Source organism: Aquabacterium sp., assembly GCF_035476535.1.
In the GTDB taxonomy this organism is placed as follows: domain Bacteria; phylum Pseudomonadota; class Gammaproteobacteria; order Burkholderiales; family Burkholderiaceae_C; genus Pseudaquabacterium.
Genome location: NZ_DATILJ010000092.1, coordinates 1 through 18,327 on the forward strand (window position 1 = coordinate 1; position 18,327 = coordinate 18,327).

At 67.5% G+C, this 18,327-nt stretch carries 15 protein-coding genes; 2 read left to right on the forward strand and 13 right to left on the reverse strand.

The features are described 5' to 3' along the window. Positions 1-171: 171 nt before the first annotated feature. The 8 genes from VLK61_RS09225 to VLK61_RS09260 are packed head-to-tail and all read right to left on the reverse strand — an operon-like array spanning position 172 to position 9,187. Positions 172-1,194 (reverse strand): NADP-dependent oxidoreductase, encoded by a 1,023-nt coding sequence (locus VLK61_RS09225; protein WP_325420405.1) that lies wholly within the window; start codon positions 1,192-1,194, stop codon positions 172-174. A gap of 37 nt (positions 1,195-1,231) precedes the next feature. Beyond that, positions 1,232-1,426 carry a hypothetical protein gene (locus VLK61_RS09230; protein WP_325420407.1) on the reverse strand — a complete coding sequence of 65 codons (195 nt, stop codon included), beginning with the start codon at positions 1,424-1,426 and terminating at the stop codon, positions 1,232-1,234. Next, entirely contained in the window at positions 1,426-3,249 is a 1,824-nt protein-coding gene (locus tag VLK61_RS09235; RefSeq protein WP_325420409.1) for an acyl-CoA dehydrogenase, read from the reverse strand. The genes VLK61_RS09230 and VLK61_RS09235 overlap by 1 nt, the downstream gene beginning before the upstream one ends. Before the next feature lie 55 nt (positions 3,250-3,304). Next, a complete protein-coding gene (locus VLK61_RS09240) occupies positions 3,305-3,757 on the reverse strand; it encodes a PaaI family thioesterase (RefSeq protein WP_325420411.1) in 453 nt (150 codons plus the stop codon). A 35-nt stretch (positions 3,758-3,792) separates the two neighbouring features. Next, complete coding sequence (locus tag VLK61_RS09245; protein ID WP_325420413.1) at positions 3,793-4,968, reverse strand: acetyl-CoA C-acyltransferase; 1,176 nt, start codon at positions 4,966-4,968, stop codon at positions 3,793-3,795. Between the two features lie 38 nt (positions 4,969-5,006). After that, on the reverse strand, positions 5,007-6,479 hold the full coding sequence (locus tag VLK61_RS09250; RefSeq protein ID WP_325420415.1) for a M20 family peptidase: 1,473 nt from the start codon (positions 6,477-6,479) through the stop codon (positions 5,007-5,009). Between the two features lie 8 nt (positions 6,480-6,487). After that, positions 6,488-7,075 (reverse strand): HD domain-containing protein, encoded by a 588-nt coding sequence (locus VLK61_RS09255; RefSeq protein ID WP_325420417.1) that lies wholly within the window; start codon positions 7,073-7,075, stop codon positions 6,488-6,490. A gap of 18 nt (positions 7,076-7,093) precedes the next feature. Continuing rightward, on the reverse strand, positions 7,094-9,187 hold the full coding sequence (locus VLK61_RS09260) for a 3-hydroxyacyl-CoA dehydrogenase NAD-binding domain-containing protein (protein ID WP_325420419.1): 2,094 nt from the start codon (positions 9,185-9,187) through the stop codon (positions 7,094-7,096). Between the two features lie 270 nt (positions 9,188-9,457). Between VLK61_RS09260 and VLK61_RS09265 the strand changes: the two genes are divergently transcribed. Beyond that, positions 9,458-9,742 (forward strand): helix-turn-helix domain-containing protein, encoded by a 285-nt coding sequence (locus VLK61_RS09265; RefSeq protein ID WP_325420421.1) that lies wholly within the window; start codon positions 9,458-9,460, stop codon positions 9,740-9,742. Positions 9,743-9,757: 15 nt separating this feature from the next. Here VLK61_RS09265 and VLK61_RS09270 read toward each other — a convergent pair whose 3' ends face one another. Continuing rightward, a complete protein-coding gene (locus tag VLK61_RS09270) occupies positions 9,758-10,195 on the reverse strand; it encodes a YciI family protein (RefSeq protein ID WP_325420423.1) in 438 nt (145 codons plus the stop codon). 175 nt (positions 10,196-10,370) lie between these two features. Between VLK61_RS09270 and VLK61_RS09275 the strand changes: the two genes are divergently transcribed. Then, positions 10,371-11,102 carry a DUF4386 domain-containing protein gene (locus VLK61_RS09275; RefSeq protein ID WP_325420424.1) on the forward strand — a complete coding sequence of 244 codons (732 nt, stop codon included), beginning with the start codon at positions 10,371-10,373 and terminating at the stop codon, positions 11,100-11,102. A gap of 20 nt (positions 11,103-11,122) precedes the next feature. Here VLK61_RS09275 and VLK61_RS09280 read toward each other — a convergent pair whose 3' ends face one another. From VLK61_RS09280 to VLK61_RS09295, 4 genes are all read right to left on the reverse strand, one after another. Then, a complete protein-coding gene (locus VLK61_RS09280; protein ID WP_325420426.1) occupies positions 11,123-15,442 on the reverse strand; it encodes a DEAD/DEAH box helicase in 4,320 nt (1,439 codons plus the stop codon). Positions 15,443-15,504: 62 nt separating this feature from the next. Then, a complete protein-coding gene (locus VLK61_RS09285) occupies positions 15,505-16,200 on the reverse strand; it encodes an ABC transporter ATP-binding protein (protein ID WP_325420430.1) in 696 nt (231 codons plus the stop codon). Position 16,201: 1 nt separating this feature from the next. Further along, positions 16,202-17,023, reverse strand: coding sequence for an ABC transporter ATP-binding protein (locus VLK61_RS09290; RefSeq protein ID WP_325420432.1), 822 nt, complete (start codon positions 17,021-17,023; stop codon positions 16,202-16,204). Next, positions 17,020-18,327, reverse strand: coding sequence for a branched-chain amino acid ABC transporter permease (locus tag VLK61_RS09295; protein WP_325420433.1), 1,308 nt, complete (start codon positions 18,325-18,327; stop codon positions 17,020-17,022). The genes VLK61_RS09290 and VLK61_RS09295 overlap by 4 nt, the downstream gene beginning before the upstream one ends.

The window sequence follows — 18,327 nt, forward strand, 5'->3', positions numbered from 1 at the left end:
TGCTCGAGGATGAAGATCCGGCAGCGCAGCGCCAGCATGTCGTAGACGCCGTCGACGCCGAGTTCGGCGAAGCGCTGCCAGGTCCAGGCCAGTATTTCGCCGCCGGGCCGCCCCAAGGCGAAAGCTCCCCCTCGGGGGGGCGACGCCGCAGGCGTCTTGGGGGTCAGCATCTCAAACCAGCTTGACCAGCTGCTTGCCGAAGTTGCGGCCCTTCAGCAGGCCGATGAAGGCCTCGGGCGCACTGGCCAGGCCCTCGGCGATCGTCTCGCGGTACTTCAGTTGGCCGGTGGCCACCAGCGTGCCGAGTTCGCCCAGTGCATCGGGCCAGACCTCCATGTGCTCGCTGACGATGAAGCCCTCGAGCTTCATGCGGTTCACCAGCAGCAACTGCGGCGCGGCCATCGGGATCGGTGCGCCGTCGTAGCCGCTGATCATGCCGCACAGCGCAATGCGCGAGAACGCATTGGCGTTCTGCATCACCGCATCGAGGATCACGCCGCCGACGTTCTCGAAATAGCCGTCGATGCCCTTCGGGCAGGCCGCCTTCAGCGCCGCCGACAGCTCCTTCAGCCCGGCAAACGCCTTGTAGTCGACACAGGCATCGAAGCCCAGTTCTTCGACCACCTGGCGGCACTTGTCCGGCCCGCCAGCGATGCCGACCACGCGCGCGCCGCGCACCTTGGCCAGCTGGCCCACCGCGCCGCCCACGGCGCCGCTGGCGGCACTGACCACCACCGTCTCGCCGGCCTTCGGGTTGATCAGTTTCACCAGCCCGTACCAGGCCGTGACGCCGGGCATGCCCACCGCGCCCAGGTAGGCCGGCAGCGGGATCTTCGCGGTGTCCACCTTGCGCAGCACGCCGCGCTGCGTGGCGTCGACCACCGCATATTCCTGCCAGCCGCCCATGCCGACCACCTTGTCGCCGGGCTGGAACTGGCCGTTCTTCGAGTCCACGATCTCGCCGACCGTGCCGCCCTGCATCACTGCATTCAGCGGCTGAGGCTGCGCGTAGCTCTTGCTGTCGTTCATGCGGCCGCGCATATAGGGGTCCAGGCTCAGGTAGTGGTTGCGCACCAGCACCTGGCCATCGGTGAGCACCGGCACCGGTGCCTCGACCAGCGTGAAGTTGTCGGCCCGGGCTTCGGCCGCGGGGCGGGAGGTCAGCAGGATCTGCCGGTTGACGAAGGTACTCATGTCATGTCTTTCAAAAGTGAGGAACCAGGCCTGCGCGTCAGGCCTTCATGCGCGAGCGGATGAAGATCAGCACCACGCCGGCCACCGCCGCGCCGCCGCCACCGGTCACCATGGACCAGCCCAGCGCAAAATTCAAGTCTTCGACCGCCACGCCCAGCACCAGCACCAGCAGACCGCCGTAGATCAGGATCCAGACCCAGCGTTCGATGCGGTCGGTGTCGGCGGAGGACATCAGAACCACGCATCCTGCATGTCTCGGCAAGTCGGGTTTCGACTCGCCACAACACCGAGCCAGGCCTCGGCCTTGGGCAGTTCGTAGTCGAAGAAATAACGACAGGCCTGCAGCTTGCCCTGGTGGAAGTTCACATCGGCCGCCAGCCGCTGCTGCGAGACCAGCGCCACGTCCAGCCAGACCCAGGCCAGCACCACGTGACCGAAGGCTTGCAGGTAGGGCGTGGCGTTGGCCAGCGCGTCTTCCGGTACCCCCGTGGACCACGCCGACTTGGTGGCCGCGCCCAGGCGCTGCAGGGCGCCGGCCAGCGCATGGCCGTGTTCGGCGAGGCCCGCCACCTGGCCGGCGCGCTGGATCGTGTCGCTCACTTTGGTGGCCAGCAATTTCAGTCCGGCGCCGCCGTCCATCACCACCTTGCGGCCCAGCAGGTCCATGCCCTGGATGCCGTGCGTGCCTTCGTGGATCATGTTCAGCCGGTTGTCGCGCCAGTACTGCTCGACCGGAAAATCGCGCGTGTAGCCGTAGCCGCCATGCACCTGGATCGCCAGGCTGTTGGCTTCCAGGCACCACTCGCTGGGCCAGCTCTTGGCGATCGGTGTCAGCACCTCCAGCAGCAACGCGGCTTCACTGGCAGCGCCTGCCGCACCAGTGTGCTGCTCGTCGACCAGCCGGGCGCTGTACAGCTCCAGCGCCAGTGCGCCTTCGGCATAGGCCTTCTGGGCCAGCAGCATGCGCTTGACGTCGGCGTGTTCAATGATCGGCACCTGCGCCTGCGCCGGGTCTTTACCCGAAGGTCCGAGCGGCCGGCCCTGCGGCCGCTGCCGCGCATAGGCCAGCGAGGCCTCATAACCCGCCATGCCCAGCATCGTCGCCGCCATGCCGACGCCGATGCGCGCCTCGTTCATCATGTGGAACATGCAGCGCAGGCCTTCGCCGGGCCGCCCGACCAGGTAGCCGATGGCGCCGCCCTGCCCCTGCGGCTTGTAGCGCCCTTCGCCGAAGTTCAGCAGCGTATTGGTCGTGCCGCGCCAGCCGCACTTGTGGTTCAGGCCGGCCAGTGCCACGTCGTTGCGTTCGCCGGTCAGCTCGCCCTGGGCGTCGACGCAATGCTTGGGCACGATGAACAGCGAGATGCCCTTGGTGCCCGGCACAGCCTTGCCATCGGCTCCCGGAATCTTGGCCAGCACCAGGTGGATGATGTTCTGCGTCAGCTCATGCTCGCCCGACGAGATCCACATCTTGTTGCCGCGCAGCCGGAAGCGCGGGCCCAGCGGGTCGGCCTCGGACCCCTGGCCATCGGGCGTGGCGCGGGTGGCCACGTCGGACAGGCTGGAGCCGGCCTGCGGCTCGGACAGGCACATGGTGCCGGACCAGCGGCCGGAGAACTCGTTCAGCGCGAAGACCTGCTTCTGCGTCGCCGTGCCATGGGCCATCAGCAGGTTGGCGTTGCCCACCGTCAGCAGCCCGCTGCTGATGCTGACCGAGGCCTTGGCGAAGAAGGCATTCGCCGCCGCTTCCAGCGTGTAGGGCAGCTGCATGCCGCCGATCTCGTAGTCCTGTGCCGCGCTGAGCATGCCGGATTCGGCATAGGCGTCCCAGGCCGCCTGGGTGGCCGCCGGCAGGATCACGCGCTCGCCATCGAAACGCGGCTCCTCGGTGTCGACCAGGCGGTTGAAGGGCGCGAACTTGTCGCGCGCAATGCGTTCGCAGGTGTCCAGCACCTGGCCGAAGGTCTCGGCACTGTGGTCCGAAAAACGCGGGCGACCGGTCAGCGCGGCCGCGTTCAGCCAGTCGTTCAGCAGGAAATCGATGGTTTGTCGCATGGGTGGGTCGTCTCAATCAGGCAGCGGCTGGAAAAGTGCCCGCATGCCTGCTGCTTCAGGTGGCGTCCGCGGGTACAGGCGGCGCCTCGCCCAGCTTGGCGATGGTGCCCTGCGCGATGGCGATCAGCTTCTCGTTGCCGTCCTTCACCGCAAAGACTTCGCAACGCGCCACCGTCTGCGTGCGGGCCACATGGGCGGCAGCGGCGCGTGCGATGAAACGCTCGCCGATGGCCGGCCGCAGGTAGTTGATCTTGAATTCCGAGGTCACCACCGGCACCCGCATCGCCGTGCCGCCGGCATAGGTCAAGGCGTTGTCGGCCAGGTAGCTGATCACGCCGCCATGCGCGAATCCATGCTGCTGCTGGATCTCCTCGCTCATCGGCACCATCAGCTCGCAATAGCCGGGCTTCAGCGCCAGCAGTTGCGCCCCCAGCAGCACCGAGAACGGCTGCTTGGCCAGCACCTCGCGGCCCAGGTCGAGAAAGCGTTGCTGCTCTTCCGGTGTCATGTTCACCCCCGCTTGCCGCGCTGCCAGGCCACGGCCTACAGCACCTCGAACACACCGGCCGCGCCCATGCCGCCGCCGATGCACATCGTCACGCAGACCTTCTTCGCGCCGCGCCGCTTGCCTTCGATCAGCGCATGGCCGGTCAGCCGCTGGCCACTGACGCCGTAGGGGTGACCCACAGCGATGGCGCCGCCGTTGACGTTGAGCTTGTCCATCGGAATACCGAGCTTGTCGGCACAGTACAGCACCTGCACTGCAAAAGCTTCGTTCAGCTCCCACAGGTCGATGTCGGCCACCGTCAGGCCCAGGCGCTTCAACACCTTGGGCACCGCGAAGACCGGGCCGATGCCCATCTCGTCCGGCTCGCAGCCGGCCACCGCGAAGCCGAGGAAGCGGCCGATGGGCTTCAGATTCTTCTGCTGCGCATAGGTATCGCTGACCAGCACGCAGGCACCGCCGCCATCGCTGAACTGGCTGGCATTGCCGGCCGTCACCACACCGCCGGGCATGGCCGAGCGAATGCCCATGATGCCTTCGTAGGTGGTACCGGGCCGCAAGCCTTCATCGGCACTGACGGTGACTTCCTTGCTGCGCAGGCCCAGCTGCGCATCGGCCACGCCGGCGACCACCGTGATCGGTGCGATCTCGTCCTTGAACAGACCTGCTTCCTGCGCCGCGCAGGCCTTCTGCTGGCTGGCCGCGCCGTAGCGGTCCATGCGCTCCTTGTCGATGCTGTAGCGCTTGGCCACGTTCTCGGCGGTCTGCAGCATGTTCCAGTAGATCTCGGGCTTGGACTTCTGCAGCGCAGGGTCCATCATCATGTGGGTGTTCATTTCCTGCTGCACGCAGGAGATGCTTTCAACACCGCCGGCCACATAGGCATCGCCCTCGCCGGCGATGATGCGTTGCGCGGCCATCGCGATGGTCTGCAGGCCGCTGGAGCAGAAGCGGTTGATCGTGACCCCGCTGACCGTGATCGGCAGCCCGGCGCGCAGCGCAATCTGGCGCGCGATGTTCGCGCCGGTGGCGCCTTCGGGATTGGCGCAGCCCATCAGCACGTCCTCGATCGCGCCGGGGTCGATGCCGGCGCGCTGCACCGCATGCTGCACCGCGTGGCCGCCCAGCGTGGCGCCATGCGTCATGTTGAAAGCGCCCTTCCAGCTCTTGGCGAGCGGGGTGCGGGCGGTGGAGATGATGACGGCGTTGCTCATGCGAGGCTCCTTCGGTGGAAATCAGTGGGAAATCGGGATCAGCCGCCCGCGCTTTGCTGCACGAGGCGGTGGTAGAAGCGGATCAGATCGGCCAGGTTGGCCAGCGAGATGCGTTCGTTCGTGCCATGAAAGCGCGACAGGTCTTCGGCCTTGGCGCGGATCGGCGAGAAGCGGTAGACGTTGTCGGTGAAAGATTCGAAGTGGCGCGCGTCGGTGGCACCCAGCATCAGGCCCGGCGCGACCAAGGTGCCGGGGAACAGCTCACGCACCGTGCGATTGATGGTCTGGTAGCTGGCCGAGTTAGCCGACGACACGCGCGAGGCCGGGAAGCCCCCCGGCAGTTCGGTCACCACGATGGCCGGATCGTCTATCGCCTGTTTGACGTGGCGGATGACGTCGTCCTTGCTGGTGCCGGGCAGCAGCCGGAAGTTCACCGTGGCCTCGGCGCGGCCGGGCAGCACGTTCTCCTTGTTGCCGGCGTTCATCAAGGTCAGCGCGGTGGTCGTGCGCAGCATCGCGTTGGTGCTCTGGCCCTTCTCGAGCTGGCGCATCAGCAGCGGCTCGAACAGCCAGCGGTTGGTCAGCGCCACGCGGCTGAAGCCTTCGAACTCCGGGCCCACGGCATCGAACATCTGGGCGGCCACGCCGGTCAGCGAGGCCGGCATCGGTGCCGCATCGACCCGCTGCATCGCCTGGCTCAGCTGCGCAATCGCCGAGCGGCCGGGCGCCGGCGGCATCGATGAATGGCCGGGCGTGGCCTTGGCCTGCAGCAGCAGCGAGACCGAACCCTTCTCGGCCAGGCCGACCAGAGCGGCCGGCGCCTTCAGTCCGGGCATGATGCCCTCGGTGATCAGCAGGCCCTCGTCGATCGCAAAGTCGAGCTTGACGCCGCGTTGCTGCAGCAGCTTGGCGATCTGCAGCGCACCGCGCTCGCCGCCCACTTCTTCGTCGGCACCGAACACCAGGTAGACGGTGCGCCTGGGCTTGAAGCCGCTGGCGACGAGTTTTTCGACCGCTTCCAGCTCGGCGATCAGGTTGGCCTTGTCGTCCCAGGAGCCGCGGCCCCAGACATAGCCCTCGCGCACCGTGCCGGACCAGGGTTCGGCCAGCCAATCGCCTTCGGTGCCCGGCGCGATCGGCACCACGTCCTGGTGCGCCATCAGCGCGATCGGCTTCAGGCTGGCGTCGCTGCCTTGCCAGGTGTAGAGCAGGCTCAGTTCGCCGATCAGCTCGCGCTTCAGCGCGGCATGCAGCTTCGGGTAGGTGGTCGTCATGTGCGCGTGCAGCGCCTGGAACTGGTCGGCGTTCAGCTTGGCGTCGGTGTACGACGACACGGTGCGCGCGCGGATGGCCACGGCCAGCGATTCGCCCGCCGCGCGTTCGTCCACCGCCACGCCTTGCACAGCCGGTACCTGCAGCTGGCGCGAACCCTGGCGCCAGGTGTTGATCGCCACCGCGATGGCCAGCACGCCCACCAGAGCGATCAGGCCCAGCAGCAGGCGCTTGAGCATTGCGGCCCTCAGTTCACCACGGCCGAGCTGGCCGACTTGTAGACGCTCTGCTTCACGTTGCCGAACACGCGCCGCACCAGCGGCTCGAACTCGCTGATCGGCAGCGCCTCGCCCCGCGGGTCGAAAGCTGGGTTGTCGTACAGCGCGCAGAACTCTTCCGTCCTCGCAAAGTGAGCGTGGCCGCGAAACTGCTCGCGCAGGTCTCGCTCCAGGCCGATGTGGTGGAAGAAGTAGTAGCCCTGGAAGATGCCGTGATGCTGCACCATCCAGAGGTTGGCTTCGCTGACGAAGGGCTTGAGGATGGCCGCGGCGATATCGAAGTGGTTGAAGCTGCCCAGCGTGTCGCCGATGTCGTGCAGCAGCGCGCAGACCACGTACTCCTCGTCGCGCCCGTCCTTCCAGGCCCGCGTGGCGGTCTGCAGCGAATGCTGGTAGCGGTCGACCGGAAAGCCGCCGTAGTCGCCGTCCAGCAGCTTCAGGTGCGCCAGCACACGCTCGGGCAGCTTCTGCGCGAAGGGCATGAACTCCCCGCCGATGAGTTTCCAATCCTCGGCGGTGGACTCTTCCATCCGCGTGAACCCTGCCCGTGCGTTCATGGCCGCTCCTTTTGCAAATCAGGTAAAGGTCTTGCCTTCGGCCGCCAGCTTGGCCAGCAGCGGTGCCGGCTGCCAGAAGCTGGCATCGTCGTTCGGGTTCGCGGCAAATCGCTTCATGGTCTGCACCACGTTGTACAGGCCGACCTGGTCGGCGTAGCACAGCGGGCCGCCCCGGTGCAGCGGGAAGCCGTAGCCGGTGAGGTAGACCATGTCGATGTCGCTGGCCTTGTTGGCGATGCCTTCTTCAAGAATCTTGGCGGCCTCGTTGACCAGCGAGAACACCAGGCGATGCACGATTTCTTCATCGCCGATCTTGCGCGGCGTGATGCCCATTTCCTTGCGGTAGTCGGCAATCATCTGGTTGACCTTGTCCGACGGGATCGCATCGCGCTTGCCGGCCTGGTAGTCGTACCAACCGGCTTGCGTCTTCTGGCCGTAGCGGCCCAACTCGCACAGCAGGTCGGCCGTCTTGCTGTAGCGCAGGCCGGGTTGCTCGACCGCGCGGCGCTTGCGGATGGCCCAGCCGATGTCGTTGCCGGCCAGGTCGCCCATGCGGAACGGGCCCATCGCAAAGCCGAATTTCTCGACTGCCTTGTCCACCTGCGCCGGCGTGCAGCCTTCGTCCAGCAGGAAGCCGGCCTGGCGGCTGTACTGCTCGATCATGCGGTTGCCGATGAAGCCGTCGCAGACGCCGGAGACCACCGCCGTCTTCTTGATCTTCTTGGCGGTGCCCATCACCGTGGCCAGCACGTCCTTGGCGGTGGCCTTGCCGCGCACCACCTCGAGCAGCTTCATCACGTTGGCCGGGCTGAAGAAGTGCATGCCGACCACATCCTGCGGGCGCTTCGTGAAGGCCGCGATCTTGTCGACATCCAGCGTCGAGGTGTTGGACGCCAGGATTGCGCCGGGCTTGGCCACGCCATCGAGCTTCTTGAACACGGTTTCCTTGACACCGAGTTCCTCGAACACCGCTTCGATGATCAGGTCGGCATCCTTCAGGTCGTCATAGCTCAGCGTGCTGCTCAGCAGGCCCATGCGCTGGTCGAACTTGTCGGTCTTCAGCTTGCCCTTCTTGACCTGGGCCTCGTAGTTCTTGCGGATCACGCCGATGCCGCGATCCAGCGCGTCCTGCTTCATCTCGAGGATGGTCACCGGCACGCCGGCGTTGAGGAAGTTCATCGAAATGCCGCCGCCCATGGTGCCGGCGCCGATCACGGCCACCTTGCGGATTTCGCGCACCGGCGTGCTCTCCGGCACATCAGGAATCTTGCTGGCGGCGCGTTCGCCCAGGAAGGCATGGCGCAGCGCCTTGGATTCGGGCGTGAACATCAGCGCCATGAAGATCTCACGCTCGCCGGCCATGCCCTCATCGAACTTGCGCGTTAGCGAATACTCGACGGCATCGATGCACTTGCCTGGCGCCGGGAAGTTCTTGGCCATGCCCTTGACCATGTTGCGCGCGAACTGCAGGTAGGCGTCGGGGTTCGGGTGCGAAACCTTCAAGTCGCGCACCAGCGTCGGCAGCGGCTTGGCGGCAATCTCGTTGGCGAAGGCGATGGCACCGGCCAGCAGATCGCCGTCGATGAGCTTGTCGAACAGCTTCTGGCCGGGTTGCGAGGCCAGCAGCTCACTCTTCACCGGCTCGCCGCTGACGATCATGTTCAGCGCGGTTTCCAGGCCCAGCACACGCGGCAGGCGCTGCGTGCCGCCGGCACCGGGGATCAGGCCGATCTTCACCTCGGGCAGCGCGATCTGCGCGCCCGGCGCGGTGACGCGGTAGTGGCAGCCCAGCGCCAGTTCCAGCCCGCCGCCCATGCACACCGTGTGCACGGCCGCGACGAGGGGCTTGCTGCACAACTCGGCGGCGCGGATCAGCGTCAGCAGATTCGGTTCGGCAATCGCCTTGGGCGAACCGAACTCGCGGATGTCGGCGCCGCCCGAGAAGGCCTTGCCGGCGCCGGTCAGCACGATGGCCTTGACGCCGGCATCGGCCTGCGCACGCTCCAGCCCATCGGCAATGGCGCACCGGGTGTCGAAGCCCAAGCCGTTGACCGGCGGGTTGTTCATCGTGATGACGGCAATGCCGTCGCGGATGTCGTAGCTGGCGCTCATGAGGGATCCCTTTCAGCGGGCGAGAGGAAGAGAAGGAAGAGACGGAAAAAGCACGATCGTTCGATTCTAGGGATCTCCCATCGTCGGTGGATGTCCCTGGAGCGACAAGGCGACGAGCACTAGTGGAAACCCTAGACACCAGCCGACGCCGGCCAGTGGCGGAAGCTCATCTTCCACCCGCCATCCCCTGTCAAGGGCTTGCCCCATGGCCGGGCTTTGCAACGAACCGATACGATGCCCGAAATATCGTACAAAAGGGATGGAGGGGCGATGTCTCAGTTCGAACGACTGTCTCGCCTGAAGGCCCTGCTCAGCACGGGCAGGGCGGTGGCCAGCGTCAAGCTGCAGCAGACGCTTGGCATCTCCCCGGCCACATTGAAGCGCAACATCGCTCACCTGCGCGACCGCATGAACGCGCCGCTGGTCTTCGACCGCCTGCTGAACACCAGTCTCTCGACGGTCCAAAAGTGGGAGATCGGCCAGAAGCGTCCTACGGGCACGGCCTTGAAGCTGCTGCATCTGGTGCAGAAACGCGGTCTGGAAGTCATCGCCTGACCGCGCGGCAGCCGCTCAACCGCCCTTCTTCGCCTGCCCCTCGACATGCGCGCGCAGACGCTCTTCCTGCTCACGAAGCTCGGGCGTGAACTCGGCGCCGAAGTCCTCGGCCTCGAACACCGGGCGGATCTCGATCTCGGACTCGCTTTCCATCGGGTTCGGGCAGCGCCGCACCCATTCGACGGCTTCGTCCATCGACCGCACCTGCCACAGCCAGAAGCCGGCGACCAGTTCTCCGGTCTCGGCGAACGGCCCGTCGACCACGGTTCGCTGCGGGCCCGAAAAACGCACGCGCTTGCCGCGTGCGCTCGGGTGCAGGCCTTCGCCGGCGAGCATCACGCCGGCTTTCACCAGTTCCTCGTTGAATCGGCCCATCGCGGCCATCAGCTCGGTGCCCGGCATCTGGCCGGCCTCGGACTCGCGGCTTGCCTTGACCATCACCATCACTCGCATGTCGGTTCTCCTGTGGGTGGTTGGAACTGCATCTTCAGGCAGCTCTGACACCACGACGAACGGGCTCGCGGCAAATCGACATGCAGCAGGTCGACCCACGCCCCGGCTGCCGGAGGCGGGCGCCATCCTCGGCGACCTGCTCCGGGCCTGTGTGCTGGCGGCTTGACAATGGCCAATGAAGACCCCGTCCCGTATCGAACCCTTGCCCCGATTCCACGTGCGCCTCGGCGGTGTGCTGTACCTGGCCATCATCGGACTTGGCCTGTTCGGGGAGATGTACGTCAGGGGCACGCTGGTCGTGCCGGGTGACGCGGCGGCCACCGCCGGCAAGTTGCTGCAGTCGCAGCCGCTCTGGCGCGCCGGCGTGGCCGGCGACCTGCTGATGCAGGTGCTGGACCTGCCGGTAATGCTGATCCTGTACCTGCTGCTCAGGCCGGTCAGCCGGCCGCTGGCGCTGCTGGCCACCTTGGTCAACCTGGTTCAGACGGCGGTGCTGGCCCTGAACAAGCTCAGCCTGCTGCTGCCGCTGTTGCTGCTGGGAGATGCGACCTACCTGAAGGCATTTCCGGCGGAACAGCTGCAGGCGCTGGCCTACCTGGCCATCCAGCTGCACGGCTTCGGCTTCGGCATCGGGCTGATCTTCTTCGGCGCGGCCTGCCTGATTCGCGGCTACCTGATCTTCGTCTCCGGCTACCTGCCGAGAGTCCTGGGGCTGATGATGCTGGCCGCCGGGTTGAGCTACCTGGTCAACAGCTTCGCGCTGCTGCTGGCGCCGGCCTGGGCGGCTGCCTTGTTCCCCGCCGTGCTGGTGCCGGCCTTCGTCGGCGAGTTGTCGCTGTGCCTGTGGATGATCGCCAAGGGCGGGAGCACGCCAAAGCCGGCCCGCCTCACCGCGCCGGGGCCTTGATCAGGCGGTCGTGCATGCGCTCAGCCCGGCCGCAGCAGCTCGCGCAACTCGTCCGGCCGCAGCGGTGCGCTGCTGTCCTGGCCTTCGAGGATGCCGTCGGCCAATGAGCGCTTGTCGTGGTGCAGCGCGACGATCTGCTCTTCGATTGAGCCGGCGGTGACCAGGCGGTACACGGTGACCGGTCGCTGCTGGCCGATGCGGTGCGCGCGGCCCATGGCCTGGTCCTCGGCGGCGGGGTTCCACCAGGGGTCGACGATCAGCACGTAGTCGGCTGCCGTCAGGTTCAGGCCGAAGCCGCCGGCCTTCAAGGAGATCAGGAACAGGTCGCCCTCGCCGCGCTGGAAAGCGGCCACACGCTTGCTGCGCTCGGCCGACGGCGTGCTGCCGTCGAGGTACTGGTAGGCAATGCCCACCGATTGCAGGCGCTCGGCCAGCAGGGCCAGGAAGTCGGTGAACTGGCTGAACACCAGCGCCTTGTGGCGGTTGGCCACCAACTCGGCCGCGAGTTGTTCGAACTCCTGCACCTTGGCGCCGACCAGGCCCAACTCGGGCGCCACCAGGCGCGGGTCGCAGGCGGCGCGGCGCAGCCGGGTCAGCTCGGCCAGCACATGGAAGGCAGCCTGGCCTTCGCCGACGTCGCTGGCCAGTTCGGCCACCCGCTCCATCGCATTGCGGCGCGACGCTTCGAGGAAGGCGCGCTCTTCCGGCCCGGGCTCGATGCGGTGGATGATCTCGGTGCGTGGCGGCAGATCGGGCAACACCTGGGCCTTGGTCCGCCGCAGCAGGAAGGGCGAGACCAGGCGGCGCAGCCGCAGCCGCGCGGCTTCGTCGCGGCCGCGCTCAATGGGGTTGGCAAAGCGGTCGCCGAACTGGCCGGCCGAGCCCAGCAACCCCGGGTTCAGCAGGTTCATGATCGACCACAGATCGGCCAGGCGGTTTTCCACCGGCGTGCCGGTGAGCGCCAGCCGGAACCCGGCCTGGAAACTGGCCACTGACTTGGCGCGTTTGGTGGCCGCGTTCTTCAGCGCCTGGGCTTCGTCGAGCACCAGCGTGGTCCAGTCGACCTCCGCGAAGGCATCGCCATCGATCTGCGCCAGCGCATAGGAGGCGATCACCAGTTCGCCCGGCCCGACCGATTTCAGCAGCTGCGCCCGTTCGCCCTCGCCGTACAGATGCACACGCAGGCTGGGGGCGAAGCGCTCGGCCTCGGCGACCCAGTTGCCGCACACGGAGGTCGGCGCAATCACCAGCTGCGGCCCGGCTTCGGCGCGCGAGAGCAGCAGCGCCAGCGTCTGCACGGTCTTGCCCAGGCCCATGTCGTCAGCCAGGCAGGCGCCCAGGCCGGCATGGGCCAAGCGCGCCATCCACGCAAAACCTTCGGCCTGGTAGCCACGCAGCTGGGCCTGCAGGGTGGCCGGCGGCTCGGGCTGCAGCGCGGCAGCCTGTTCCAGCAGCGCCTGGCGCTGCGCCCAGGTCTTGTCGCCGGCGAGTGCACTGCCTTCCAGCGTCTCGGCCAGCCAGGCCGCCGCAGCGGCCGGCAGCCGGAACTGCTTCTTGTCGACCTGCCCCATGGCCTGCAGATCGGCCAGCTGCTGGCGCAGCTGTTCGGACAGCGCCAGGTATTCCCCCTCGCCGAGCGCGACGAAGCGCCCTTGCTTCGATTCATGCACCAGCTGCATCAGGCGCTGCAGGCCCAGCACACGCTGCTCGTCGATGCGCAGTTCGCCTTCCACCGCGAACCAGTCCGCACCGCTGGACACCGCAACGTTCAAGCCCTGCGACACCGCCGAGATCACGCGCAGCGGCTTGCCGCGCGGCCAATCGACGCTGGCCACGCCGGGCAACTGCGGCAGGCGCTCGACCACCGCCAGCGCGGCTTCGGGATCGTCGAGCCGCCAGCTGGCTTCGGCCTCGTCGCCCCCGGCCAGGAAGGGCAATGCCTCGAACACCGATTGCAGGTGGGCCACTTCGACCGCCAGGTCGCGCTCGGTCGACAGGTTCAGGCCCTGGTGCAAGGTCAACAGCCGCTCGCGACCCTGGCCCGGCGTCAACAGTGGACCGAAGCTGCCGAAGGGCTGCACCAGCAGGCGCAGCTGCAGGCCGTCACCACTCGGGCTGAGCTGCGCACGCAGGCGCGGCTCGCTGGGCACGGCCTGGCCGGCATCGGCATCACTGTGCAGCTGGAAGTGGCCGGCCAGCACGCGCAAGGCGGCATCGAGCTCGGCCTTGGCATCCACCGGCACCGACCACTGCTTGGCCACCAGTTCCGCCACCCGCCGCTGCGCCGGGCTGATGCGGATCAGCCGCGCCCGGTCCGGCGCTTCGCGCACGATGCGCAGGCTATTGCGGCGTTCGGCTTCGGCGCTGGGGTCGGTGCTGGTGAAACGCTCACCGACCTCGGGTGGACGCTTGGCCTGCAGCGCATCGGCCAGCTTGAAGACGAAGCTCTCGCTGCCATCGGCCGCGCGCTGGCGCTGCACCTCCAGCACCGGCAGCGATTCACGCAGGTCCACCGCCTGCTCGGGCGCATCGGCCAGCACCACCGCGGGATGGCCGATCAAGGCCATCGCGGCACTGGCCACATCGATGGCCAGCTGCGATGGTGCCCAGCGGCTGGCGTCGATGCAGCGGGCCACTGCGGCGTCGCGCGCATCGAGCTGGGCGCTCTTCTTCACGCGCGACAGCGTCACCGGCTTGGGCTTGCCCAGGCCCCGCGCACCGGCCGTGCGCTCCCAGGGTTCGACCTCGACCGGGCGGCCTTCCGCATCGAGGGTGACTCGCCATTGCAGCGTGGCTGGCGCCAGGGCCTGCGCCGCGGCCGGCTTGGTCGGGCCCAGCGCCTCGATCGCCGCCAGCGCATCGCGCCAGGCCTCACGCGCCTGCCCGTAGAAGTGAGCGGCCCAGGGAGCCCCGTCGCCGGCGGCGCGCGGCGGCACGCTGCGGCCCAGGCGCTCGCAGGCCTGGCGCACCAGGTCGGCCTTCCACGGCAGTCCGGCGACATGCAGCGCGCGCACGACGGCATTGACCTCGGCATCGCTCCAGCCGCCGGGCGTGTGACCGACCCAGGCCGCCAGGATCAGGCGGTCGGCGTTGTCGTCGACATCGTCGCGCGGGCGCCAGCCATGCACCGGATTGAAGGCGCCGGGCAGCACGGTCTCGTCACCCAGGCGCGCCGCGACGGCATGCGCCCACAGGCCCCAGCCCTGCTCCGGCGCGGGCTTGCGCGAGCCTGATTCGGCGATGGCGAACTTCATCGCCTGCGTCCACGCCACCGGCTCGGGCTGGGCCAGCAGGCTCAGCGGGTACCACTGCATCAGGCTGGACGGCGCGATGCCGCGCTTGAGATGCAAGGTCTTGGCCGCGTCTTTCAGGACCAAGGCAAACGCCGCCGAGGCTTCCAACCAACGAGCGCCATGGGCCAACTGCGCGGCACGCAGCAGGCCCGGGCCGACGCCGGACAGGCCCGCCAGCGCCGCGTCGCAGCCGGCCGGGTCGCCGCGCTGCAGCCGGCTCTCGGCGATGCTCAGGCGCAGCGTGGGCGAGATGCCGGACGGCGCGCCGGCCACCTTGGCGTCCAGCCAGGCCAGCAGCGGCTGCCACAGCGGTGCATCGCCCTGCCACTGCGGCACGAAGTTCTGCAGCAGGCTGTCGCGCAGCTCGGGCTCGATGCGCTCGAACAGCGCCGGCATGAACGGCGTGTTCAAGGCCTCGGCCATCACCTGCACGCCGGCAGCCGGGCCCATACCGCGCCGCAGCACGCGCCGGAAGACATCGCTGCCCAGGCCGCCGTAGATCACCAGCCGCGCAAACGCCACCATCTCGCGCGGGTGCAGGAAATCCGGCACCGGGGCTTCGTCCGCATGCGCGCTGTAGGTGGTGGAGGCGCGCGCCCAGGCGTCCCAGGCCTGGGCGGCATCTGGGGCGGCCAGCAGGCCGGGCAGCGCTGCGCGGCGCTGGGCCTCAGGCACGTCGATGCCGATGCCGGGTGTGTCGACCAGGCGGCCCGCGGCGCGCAAGACCTTCAGGCCGGCATCGATGTCGGCGGGCGTGAAGTAGTGACCGTGCGTCGTGCGGCATTCGCGCAAGCGCAGGTAGCGTTGCAGCCAGGCCTTGCCACGCGGGCAGCCGGCCAGGCACAGCGCATCGAACAAGGCCTGCAGGTCGGCCTCGCCCAGCGCGGCGGCGGGCTCGGCCACCGGCGGCAAGGTGTCAGCCGAGAGATCGACCGGCACCGGCGCCTGCGCTGCCCGCACGGGCCGCAGCGTGCGCAGGTCGATGGCCTCGCCGCGGTGGTTGACGAACTGGGGCGGCTGAGGCGGAGTCTTCGGTGGGCGGGCCATGGCAGGTCGGTGCGGAAGCCGCCGATTATCGGCAAGGCTTCAGTGCCGACCCGGGCCCTGCGTTACACCTCCAGCCATTCCTTGCGGATGTAGGCGTTGGTCTTCAGTTCGGCCGGCGTGCCTTCGAAGACGATCTGGCCATGGCCCATCACCAGGCAGCGCTCGGACACTTCCAGCGCGATGGTCAGCTTCTGCTCGACCAGCAGCACCGAGACGCCGCGGCGCTTGAGCTCCCGCAGGTACTCGGCCACCAGCTCGACGATCTTCGGCGCCAGGCCCTCGGTGGGCTCGTCGATCATGATCAGGTCGGGGTCACCCATCAGCGTACGGCACAGTGTCAGCATCTGCTGCTCGCCGCCGGACAACACACCGGCCTCGGTGTGCTGGCGCTCCTTCAGGCGCGGGAACATCTTGTACATGTCGTCGAAGCTCCAGCGCGGCTTCGTTTTCCCACGCTTTTCGCCGAGCATCAGGTTCTGGTGCACGGTGAGCTTCGGAAAGATGTCGCGGTTCTCCGGCACGTAGCCGATGCCCAGATGCGCAATCTCGTAGGCCTGGTGGCCCAGGATGGGCTTGTCGCGCCAAGTGATCTGCCCCGAGCCTTCGACCAGGCCCATGATCGTCTTCACCGTGGTCGAGCGACCCGAGCCGTTGCGGCCCAGCAGCGCGATGATCTCGCCCGGCTTCACCTCGAAGCTGACGCCGTGCAGCACATGGCTCTTGCCGTAGAACGCGTGGAGGTCCTGCAACTTCAGCATGTCAGTGCCCCGCCGCTTGTTCGGCCGCTTGTTCTGCCGCCTGCTCAGCGGCCTGCTGGTCAGCCAGCACCGAGCCGAGGTAGGCCTCTTGCACACGCGGATTGGCACGCACCGCCTCCGGCACGTCGTAGGCAATGACCTCGCCATACACCAGGACGGCGATCTTGTCGGCCAGGCCGAAGACCACCCCCATGTCGTGCTCCACCGTCAGCAAGGTCTTGCCCTTCGTGACATCGAGGATCAGCTGGATGAAGCGCTTGGTTTCGCTCTTGCTCATGCCGGCCGTCGGTTCATCGAGCAGGATCACGCTGGAGCCGCCAGCGATGGTGATGCCGATTTCCAGCGCGCGCTGTTCGGCATAGGTCAGGTTCATCGCCAGGTGGTCGCGCCGGCGATCGAGCTTGATCATCGACAGCACTTCTTCGGCGCGGTCGTTGGCGTCCCGCAGGCCGGCCAGGAACTTCCAGAACGCGTACTTGTAGCCCTGCGACCACAGCACCGCGCAGCGGATGTTCTCGAACACCGACAGCCGCGTGAACAGGTTGCTGACCTGGAAACTGCGCGACAGCCCGCGGCGGTTGATCTGGTAGGGCGTGAGCCCGTCGATGCGTTCACCGTGCAGCAGGATCTCGCCGCTGGTGGACCCGAAGCGGCCGCTGATCAGGTTGAACAGCGTGGACTTGCCAGCGCCGTTCGGCCCGATGATGGCCACCCGCTCGCCGGGCTTCACCGCCAGGTTCGCGCCGCGGATGATTTCGGTCTTGCCGAAGTTCTTGCGCACGTCCTTCAGTTCGACGGCGTAGGTGGCGTTGGCGGTGCTCACAGCGCCTCCCGACGTTTGATTTCTTTTTCGATCTCTTCCTGGATCGTGCCCCATTCGCGGCTGAAGCTGCGGCGCGACAGCTCGAACATCGCCACGCCGACGAGCATCACGAAGACCGAGCCCAGCCAGCTGTCGACGCCGCGGGTGTTCAGCGTCGCCCCGATGAAGTTCATCTCGGGGCCGAGTGCCGTGTTCAGCTGCATGTGGTAGACCATCTCGATCATCGCCGCCGCGCCGGCCAGCGCCACCAGGGCAGAGCCACCGAGCGCCAGGTAGGAGGTCCACACCCGCTTGAGTTTGCCGAAAGCGGCCAGCCGCAGGTTCATCATGATCAGGCTGGCGATGCCGCCGGGCGCATACATCACCATGAACAGGAACACGATGCCCAGGTACAGCAGCCAGGCCTTGGTCAGCTCCGACAGCAGCACCAGCGCGATGACCATCAGCACCGCGCCGAGGATCGGCCCGAAGAAGAAGGTGGCGCCACCGAGAAACACGAACAGCAGGTAGGCCCCCGAGCGCCCCGCGCCCACCACCTCGGCGGTGACGATCTCGAAGTTCAGTGCCGCCAGGCCGCCCGAGATGCCGGCAAAGAAGCCGGAAATGATGAAAGCCAGGTAGCGCACGTTCTGCGTGCTGTAGCCGATGAACTCCACGCGTTCGGGGTTGTCCCGCACGGCGTTGAGCATGCGGCCCAGCGGCGTGCGCGTCAGTGCGTACATGGCCGCCGTGGAGATGAAGCAGTACACCGCGATCAGGTAGTACACCTGGATCTGCGGCCCGAAGGTGATGCCCAGCGTGCCGCCCTTGCCGACCACGCGGTTGCCGGTGACGCCGCCCTCGCCGCCGAAGAACTCGGGAATCATCAGCGACATCGACCACACCAGCTCGCCGATGCCCAGCGTGATCATCGCGAAGGTGGTGCCGGATTTCTTGGTCGTCACATAGCCCAGCAGCGCCGCGAAGAACAGCCCCGACAGGCCGCCGACCAGCGGAATCAGGCTCACCGGCAGCGGCAGGCTGCCGGCGCTGACCAAGTTCAGCGTGTGGATCGCCAGGAACGAGCCCATGCCGCTGTACACCGCATGGCCGAAGCTCAGCATGCCGCCCTGGCCGAGCAGGATGTTGTAGGCCAGGCAGACGATGATCGCGATGCCCATCTGCGACAGCATGGTCTGCGCGAAGCCGCTGGTCCACAGCAGCGGCGCCACCGCCAGCACCAGCGCAAAGCCGCCCCAGATCAGCCAGCGGCCGATGTTGAAGGGCTTGAAGTGGAAGTGGGGTCGTTTTTCTTGGATGTGCAT

Bases quoted from the DNA above. Each gene is read 5' to 3' on its own strand.
- VLK61_RS09280 (WP_325420426.1), bottom strand. From the start codon at position 15,442: ATGGCCCGCCCACCGAAGACTCCGCCTCAGCCGCCCCAGTTCGTCAAC.
- VLK61_RS09230 (WP_325420407.1), bottom strand. From the start codon at position 1,426: ATGTCCTCCGCCGACACCGACCGCATCGAACGCTGGGTCTGGATCCTG.
- VLK61_RS09275 (WP_325420424.1), top strand. From the start codon at position 10,371: ATGAAGACCCCGTCCCGTATCGAACCCTTGCCCCGATTCCACGTGCGC.
- VLK61_RS09250 (WP_325420415.1), bottom strand. From the start codon at position 6,479: ATGCTCAAGCGCCTGCTGCTGGGCCTGATCGCTCTGGTGGGCGTGCTG.
- VLK61_RS09285 (WP_325420430.1), bottom strand. From the start codon at position 16,200: ATGCTGAAGTTGCAGGACCTCCACGCGTTCTACGGCAAGAGCCATGTG.
- VLK61_RS09245 (WP_325420413.1), bottom strand. From the start codon at position 4,968: ATGAGCAACGCCGTCATCATCTCCACCGCCCGCACCCCGCTCGCCAAG.
- VLK61_RS09225 (WP_325420405.1), bottom strand. From the start codon at position 1,194: ATGAGTACCTTCGTCAACCGGCAGATCCTGCTGACCTCCCGCCCCGCG.
- VLK61_RS09295 (WP_325420433.1), bottom strand. From the start codon at position 18,327: ATGCACATCCAAGAAAAACGACCCCACTTCCACTTCAAGCCCTTCAAC.
- VLK61_RS09235 (WP_325420409.1), bottom strand. From the start codon at position 3,249: ATGCGACAAACCATCGATTTCCTGCTGAACGACTGGCTGAACGCGGCC.
- VLK61_RS09240 (WP_325420411.1), bottom strand. From the start codon at position 3,757: ATGACACCGGAAGAGCAGCAACGCTTTCTCGACCTGGGCCGCGAGGTG.
- VLK61_RS09270 (WP_325420423.1), bottom strand. From the start codon at position 10,195: ATGCGAGTGATGGTGATGGTCAAGGCAAGCCGCGAGTCCGAGGCCGGC.
- VLK61_RS09265 (WP_325420421.1), top strand. From the start codon at position 9,458: ATGTCTCAGTTCGAACGACTGTCTCGCCTGAAGGCCCTGCTCAGCACG.
- VLK61_RS09255 (WP_325420417.1), bottom strand. From the start codon at position 7,075: ATGAACGCACGGGCAGGGTTCACGCGGATGGAAGAGTCCACCGCCGAG.
- VLK61_RS09260 (WP_325420419.1), bottom strand. From the start codon at position 9,187: ATGAGCGCCAGCTACGACATCCGCGACGGCATTGCCGTCATCACGATG.